This window comes from Brevundimonas sp. GN22 (genome assembly GCF_054824005.1).
In genome coordinates this window covers 1-7,088 of record NZ_JSYD01000112.1, presented here as the reverse complement: position 1 = coordinate 7,088, position 7,088 = coordinate 1, and the positions used below count along the sequence as shown (strand labels likewise).

The 7,088-nt window shown below is 62.0% G+C and carries 9 protein-coding genes; all 9 read left to right on the top strand.

Features of this window, described 5'->3' with window-relative positions:
* The first annotated feature begins 93 nt into the window (after nucleotides 1-93).
* The gene (locus tag OB03_RS13205; RefSeq protein ID WP_461344461.1) at nucleotides 94-687 is read left to right on the top strand and encodes a hypothetical protein; all 594 of its coding nucleotides are present in this window, start codon (nucleotides 94-96) and stop codon (nucleotides 685-687) included.
* A 4-nt stretch (nucleotides 688-691) separates the two neighbouring features.
* Nucleotides 692-1,210: a hypothetical protein gene (locus OB03_RS13200; RefSeq protein WP_461344460.1), complete on the top strand. Its 519-nt coding sequence runs from the start codon at nucleotides 692-694 to the stop codon at nucleotides 1,208-1,210.
* 67 nt (nucleotides 1,211-1,277) lie between these two features.
* Nucleotides 1,278-1,946 carry a hypothetical protein gene (locus OB03_RS13195; RefSeq protein ID WP_461344459.1) on the top strand — a complete coding sequence of 223 codons (669 nt, stop codon included), beginning with the start codon at nucleotides 1,278-1,280 and terminating at the stop codon, nucleotides 1,944-1,946.
* On the top strand, nucleotides 1,943-2,359 hold the full coding sequence (locus OB03_RS13190) for a DUF6950 family protein (protein WP_461344458.1): 417 nt from the start codon (nucleotides 1,943-1,945) through the stop codon (nucleotides 2,357-2,359). Before OB03_RS13195 ends, OB03_RS13190 begins: the two co-directional genes overlap by 4 nt.
* A complete protein-coding gene (locus tag OB03_RS13185; protein WP_461344457.1) occupies nucleotides 2,359-5,862 on the top strand; it encodes a phage tail protein in 3,504 nt (1,167 codons plus the stop codon). Before OB03_RS13190 ends, OB03_RS13185 begins: the two co-directional genes overlap by 1 nt.
* A 14-nt stretch (nucleotides 5,863-5,876) precedes the next feature.
* Entirely contained in the window at nucleotides 5,877-6,005 is a 129-nt protein-coding gene (locus tag OB03_RS13180; protein ID WP_461344456.1) for a hypothetical protein, read from the top strand.
* Nucleotides 6,006-6,007: 2 nt separating this feature from the next.
* Nucleotides 6,008-6,361: a hypothetical protein gene (locus OB03_RS13175; protein WP_461344455.1), complete on the top strand. Its 354-nt coding sequence runs from the start codon at nucleotides 6,008-6,010 to the stop codon at nucleotides 6,359-6,361.
* Between the two features lie 50 nt (nucleotides 6,362-6,411).
* Entirely contained in the window at nucleotides 6,412-6,891 is a 480-nt protein-coding gene (locus OB03_RS13170) for a hypothetical protein (protein ID WP_461344454.1), read from the top strand.
* The coding region (locus tag OB03_RS13165; RefSeq protein ID WP_461344453.1) for a hypothetical protein at nucleotides 6,888-7,088 on the top strand (201 nt) is incomplete at its 3' end. The genes OB03_RS13170 and OB03_RS13165, both read left to right, overlap by 4 nt.

The following is a 7,088-nucleotide window of genomic DNA, read 5'->3' as shown; positions in this document are numbered from 1 at the left end:
AAACGTGGCGATCCAGACCACGACCATGGGCGTCGCTACTGTTCAGGATCAACAGCGCGCAACCTCGTCGCGCCGCAGACAGAGCCTTGTATGATGATCGAACTTCCCGCCTGCCCTCCAATCAAGGAGGCCGTGCCGCGCTACATCAGTTTCGCTGTCGATCAAGCTCCAGTGCTTGGCGGCACCGACAGCCGCATTGTCCGCATGGGCGACCGCTGGGCCGTCGATGTGGAGACCTATCCGGTCGAGTACGCTGAGCATGGCATGAAGTACCTGTCGCGCCTCGTCAGGGGCATGAAGGAAACGGTGCGCATGGCCTTTCGCGAGCCGGGAGTGAAGCCCCGCTCTTATGGAACGCCGGTTGTGGCCTCGGCGGGATCGGCGGGGACTTCCCTGCCCGTCAGCGGGCTCATTCCGGGCGATGTGATCAAAGAGGGCAAGTTCTTCTCGATGGTCATCGGCGGCACGTCGTTTCTGTATCAGGTGGCCGTTGCGGACGTGACGGTGAGCGGCTCCGGAACAGCAACGTTGCAGATCGAACCGATGCTGCGCCGTCAGCCGGCCGCAGGGACCGCTCTGGACTTCGAGCCCAAGATCGAAGGCTTCATCCAAGGCAACGAGCAATCGTGGAACGTCAGCCGGTCCAAGTACCTGCCGTTCCGGTTCACCATCAAGGAGCGAGCGTAGACAGATGGCAAATCAAGTGACAATGGTTTCCGGGGGAAAATCCGTGACGCCGACTGATTACAAAACACTCGAAGGCCAACGCATTCAGGCAGTAATGGCCGCCGTCGCCGCATTGCCCGGAGCGGCTCTTGTCGCGACTGGTCCTCAAGGTGCCCCCTTCTTCGCTGGTGCCCTGATTGCTATCGCCGCTTCGTTCATGTTCTGGATTTACACCGACACGATTTATCATCTGTCGACCATTCAGCCACGACAACCGAGTGAGTGGCAGCGATTGATCCGTGCAGGATATCGTTATCAGGGGTCATGTTTGGCGTACGGCGTGGCTTCCATCTTATTGAGCTTGTCCGGATTTGCGGCACACCATACCGGACTAGTTGGACCGTGGTCTGTGTCGACTGGCTTCGGGTTGGCGTTCATATTCTTCGTAGTCTGTGTGGGCCACGTGGTCTGGTCATCTCACGAGCGTAACCAGATAAGTGCGCAGGCGAGATCGGCATCCAAAGCCAACCGCTCAACCAACTAACCTCCACAATCAGGTCTCTCCGCCCTCGTTCTTCGGGGCCTTGAACCATGTTTGAAAGGACGATGGCATGGCGATGTCACCGGCCATGCTGGCTGCGCTCCAATCGCGCAACCCGCTTCTGGTCCACCTGCTCAAGATCGAACTGCCGAGCAAAACCATCCGTTTGGTGGATGGATCAGGCTTCGTGGTTTGGGGCGCAGAGACGTTCACGGCTGATGATCCCGACTTTGGCAAGATCGCGGGCTTTGGCGAGTTCACCGAGGCCGAAGGCACCGAAGCCCCGCGCCAGACCGTCCAGTTGCTGCCGACCGGTAATGCCGCGCTGGCCGCGCTGACCGCGCCAACGGCCCAAGGCTCTCCCGTCACGATATATGCCGCTGTCATCGATCGGCAGACAGGGCAGATCATCGGTGAGCCCGACGTGCGTTTTCTGGGCGAACTGGACGATGCGGGTTTCAACCACGCGCAGAACTCCGCGCTGCTCGAACTGGAACTGGCCACCATCTGGGAACGGCTGTTCGACGATAACGAGGGCCATCGCTGGAACGATGCCTTCTGGACCTATCTCTATGGCTCGAATGCCCGCGCATTCCAGCACGTCACAAACGCCGGACAGAAGCTGTTCTGGGGCTACAACGGCCCGTCCTCGGGATCAGGCGGCTCATTCGGCGGCGGCAATGGATCTATCGGCGGCGGTGGCGGCGTCGGCGGGAACGTGGATCAGCAACAGATATGATCGAACTTAATGCGCGGGTGGCCGCGACAAGTGCCACCTTCGACCGGTTCAACGGCAAGCCGTTCGTTCTCGGTACGACCGACTGTGCCCGCATGGTGGCGTTTCACCTGAAGCAACTGGGCCACAAGGCGCCCCTGCTCAAGGCCGGAGCCTATTCGACCGAGGTGGGCGCTCGCCGGGCTCTCAGGCGTCTTGGCGTGCAGTCGCTCTCCGAACTCATGGACCAGCACTATGATCGCTGGAAATCTCCTGCCCAAGCGCGGGTGGGTGATGTGCTGTGCGGCCCAGGACTGGGCGGCACCGGCGATGCCATGGCTATCCGTTTGCACCGTGACCATGCCCTTGGCTTCCTCGACGGCGTGTGTGGCGAGGTTGTGATCTCTGATTACGTCGCAGCTTGGAAGGTTATCTGATGCCTCAGCTTCTTCCTGCTGCCGCCGCATGGGCGACCGCTGCTTGGTCGTCGGCTGTCACGGCGACCGCTGTCGGCCTGACAAAAGTTGGCGTCATGGCGGCGCTCGGTGAAGGCGCGACCATTGCCCTGGCTGGTAAGATCGTCGCCACAACCGCAGCGTTTGGGTTGTCGGCTGCCGCTGCCGCCCTGATGCGCCCGAACACCCCATCCAGCGGTTCGACCCTTGATTTCAAGCCCGACCCGAAAGCACCGGTGCGCGGCGCGATGGGTTACACCGCGCTGGGCGGCAACAAGGTCTTTCAGGCGACGTGGGGCTACAACAAGGTGGCGATGTCGCTGGGCGTGGCGCTGTCGCTTGGCCCGATTGATGCCATCACCCAGTTCCGCGCGGACAACAGTGTCGTCGCCTTCACAGGCCCGCAGAACGAAGCGACCGGCTTCTACCAAGCGGACATGTGGCAGAAGACAACGCTTGGCCTGCCAACCGATGCGGCTCTACTGCCCCCTACCGGTCTGAAATACGGCAGTCCCGGCTTAACCGGCTGGGGCACCCAACATGCCGCGCCACAGGTGTCGTTCGCCTTCTGGACGATGGTGCTGGCCAAGAACCCGGAAGACCGGAACATCTTCACCAATGGTGTGCCTGATCCCCGTTGGGTCGGCCGCTGGATGAAGCTGTGGGATCCGCGCAAGGACAGCACCTATCCGGGCGGCAGCGGCCCGCAGCGTCGCGATGACTGGCGCACATGGGAATGGTCCGAGAGCCCTTATGTCCACGCGTTGGCGTGGGCGCGCGGCCACTTCAAGCTGAACGCGGACGGCACCATCGATCGCACCAAGCGCATTGCGGGCATTGGCGCGCCAGATGCGGCTATCGATATTCCCGCATTCGTGGAAGCCATGAACATTGCCGAGGCCAACGGCTGGACGATCTCTGGCGAGTGGTCAACAGGCGACGGCAAGTTCCAGACATGGCTGGCCATGCTGCAAGCAGGCGGCGGCGAGCCCATCAGCCGCGGCGCGCAACTCAGCGTGATGGTCAACGCGCCACGCGTGGCCACCTATACCTATACCCGCGACGACCTGATCGGACAGGCGGAGGTGCGTCCTCTGACGCCTCGCCGCGAGCGCAAGAACACCATTGTTCCGCGCTATCGGTCCGAGGCCAATAACTGGGAATACGTTCCGGCCGGCGAAGTCACCTCGTCCGTCTATCGCGACGAGGATCGCGGCGAACCGCGCACGGTCGAAATCGAGTTCACGCACGTCCGCGATGCTCGGCAGGCGGGCCAACTGGCCGCCTATACCTTGGCCAACCTGCGCGAAGGTCTGACGGTCACGCTCCCGTCGAAGGCCCATCTGATGCACGTCCATGCAGGCGAATGCATCAAGATCGATGTGCCGGAACTGGCGCTTGCCGATCAGAAGGTGATTGTCCGCCGTACCACGGTGAACCATCAGTCCGCCTCTGTGACGCTGGAATGCCGTTCTGAGAGCGATGCGAAGCACGCATGGGCATTGGGTCAGGCCGCCCAGCCTGCGCCCTCGCCTGCACTGTCGGCTGTCGACCCTCGCTATGTGCCGCCGCCTGCTTCGGCTGACTGGACGGTCGCTCCGAAGCCTCCGACCAGTGGCGGCATTTCGCAACCGATCTTCACCATCACCGTCCCGATTGAAACGGCTGATATCGTCGGGGTCATCATCAAGCATGGCCCGTCGGCATCAGGACCGTGGACCCGTGGCTATGAGGGCGCGCCCAGTGCCGATGGGCGATACGAGATAGCTGGGCTGACGCCCGGACAGTCCTATTGCCTGTCGTTGCAGTACGTCGCCAAGAATGGGGCAACGAGCGACCCGAGCATCAAGTGCGGGAATGTGGCAGGCGACCTGACGTCGGGTAACGTCATTCCTACCGCCCCGACCATCACCAACCTGCAGAGCCAGATCACGACGGCCTTTGGTGATATCTTTGACGTGTCCGGACTGCTGGCAGAAGCCCGCACTGATCTGGACGCGGTCGAGGCCGAAGTGGTGGCAGCCCGAGGCGGGTCGGCCAACCTTGCGGCTCGCGTGGCTGCAGTCAATCAGGCTCGCATCGATGGCGACACGGCCAACGCCTTGGCCATATCCGGTGTCCTTGCTCGCACAGCCCAGACCGAAGCGGACATCATCGATCTGGAGAATGCGCAGGCAAATGATCGCATGGCTACGGCGCAGGCGATCAGTCAACTGTCGGCGTCTAGTACTGGCTCGCTCAACCTGAACCCGAACTTCGCCCACTATCCCAGCGGCACCCCAAGCAATGTCCCTCCCGCATGGGAAGGTTGGGGATCGACAAGAGATCAACAGCGGGTGCCGGGCAGGTTTTCGTCGTGGGCATTTCAACAGCACGACAACTTGGGCGGCGTCCGCGAAGATTGCGGCATTGCTCAAACGGCAAGTCAGAATCCAGGTCTCTCCAACGTCGCCGCCTCATATTACGTTTTGGAGGCTGACGTTCGGCTCCTAGCGGGCGGGCTTCGCGGCGCAGGCATTTACGCATACTGCACCGGTGGCGGCGATGGAGTTCATTTCCAGTTTGGGCTGGAGGCGGATGTAAACGGCTACATAGGACATACCACAACACACCCGTCCCGCAGCTTTCGGAAGCTTGTCAGGATCAACAATGTCGGTGACGGCAACATGGTCCTTCACGCCATGACATCTTGGGCTGGTGGTTGGGGTCTGTCTGACCCGAAAATCTTGGTTTGGGACCGGTGCGCCATCAGGCCTGCTACAGCGCAAGAAGTGGCAGCTGGGATCGCTTTGCCCCAATTGCAAGCAACCGTCACAGAGCAGTCGCTGGCTATCATCGATCTGGAGAACCAGCAGAACATCGCCAGCTGGTATGTCAAAGCGGCGGCCAGTGGCGGCAAGCCCGCCGTCCTCGGCGTCTTCTCTTCCACCTATGGCAGCGGGATCGCCTTGGGTGCCGAGCAGGTGTTCCTCGGTGACAACACGACCATCGATACGGTCACACAAACCCAGCAGGGCGTGTGGGGCTCAACCCGTCGTGTCATCGCCAATGGCCCGCCGTTCGGGCCTGACAACCTGATCCACTGGGCAGGCCCGTCCAACATCGCCCTGTCGGCTATGACCAAGGCGAACGCGGGCTTCTGGCAGGATCAGAACGGCATGTATGGCCCAACGCCTGTCCCGCTGTTCTGGGCCAAGGCTACGCCCAGCGTCGTCACCAAAACGCGAACCGGTGCCGGATCGATTGCGACCAATGTCAATGACGTGATCGTGACCTGCCTCGGCGGGACATCCGGTGCGACCTGCACTTGGTCAAGGGTGTCGGGTGACGCTTCGATCAGCTTCCCGTCGTCGAGCTTTACCCCGACCTTCAGCACCACGCTGACGGTCGGCCAGATCAAGACTGCGGTGTTTGCGGGCTTGGTCATCAAAGGGGGCGAGACGGCCCTCGTCTATCTAACCGTCGAGTTCCAAGAAACCACCTAACCCAAGAGGTCGCTATGATTGGCACCATCCTGTTCGTCGTCGCGCTCGCAGCCGTCGGCGTCCTGATCTACCGCGTCAGCCGCAAGCCCAAGGACGGCTCGACCCGTCCGTCCCGCCCGACCTATCCGCGCGAGGAGGACTGATCATGGCCGAGGCCGAATTGACTGATGCCGAAAAGCTGGCTGCCGCCGAGGCGGCCATGCTTGCCGCAGCCGAGGCCGCCAAGGCCGCTCGCCTGCCCTCGGCAGTCGCCGCCGTGACCCTGCTGGAAAGCGACGAGGCGCAAACCCTCCTCGCTTTGCTTCAGGCAGCGGTGGCGGCAAGCGTGGACGATCTGCCACGCGCCCTCGGCACCCAAGCTGCAGAAGGCACCAAGCAGATGCTTCAACGCATCGTCACCTCGTTCGAGAGCGGCCTGACGGCTGCTCAAGCGCGAGTGGTAACTTTGCAGCCCAGCCCGTCCTCGCCGCCTGCGCCTGACCTCGCGCCGGTCACGTAAAGCCTCACCCGCTTCGGCGGGCTTTTTTATGCGTCACGTAAGGAGCCCGCATGTCCGCAGGCGAGCTGAGTAACTTCATGTCGTGGGAGGGCTTGATCACGCTCGCCGGAGCCTTGGGCCTCGGCGGCGTGCTGACCGCCATCATCCAGCGCCCTTCCCGCAAAGCCATTAACGCCAGCGCAGCCAAGGACGAGGCGACCGGCGAGGCCGCTGTCATAGCTTCGATTGCCACGGCGTTCACCGGCACAACCGGCGCACTGCGTGAAGAAATCGAGCGCATGCAGCTCATGCTCAACGAGTTGCGGACCCGCGTCGTCGAGGCTGAGGCAGAATTGCGGGCAGCAGCGGTCCGCGAAAGCAATCTCGAACGCGAGAACACTAGCCTGTCCGTCCAACTGGAGACGGCGCAAGGCGATGTTTTGAGGCTGCGAGCGGAACGCGACACTGCGCAGGAGCTAGCCATCCAGCGCGAGGGCGAGATCCGACAACTGAAATCTGTCATCGAAGCCCAAGCGAGGGTCACATCATGAACCTGCCTATCGTCATCCGCTTTCCACCGATGCCTCAGACCACGACTATTCTGGCTCTTGGTTTTCTGGCTGGCTGCCTGCTCTACACGCCTATGATCGCATGGGTCGGCCCGCACATTCCCGCTGACTATCGGGAGAGCGTGCAAACCATCGTCGGTCTGTTCAAGGACGGCATGCTGCTGATCCTCGGCTTCTAC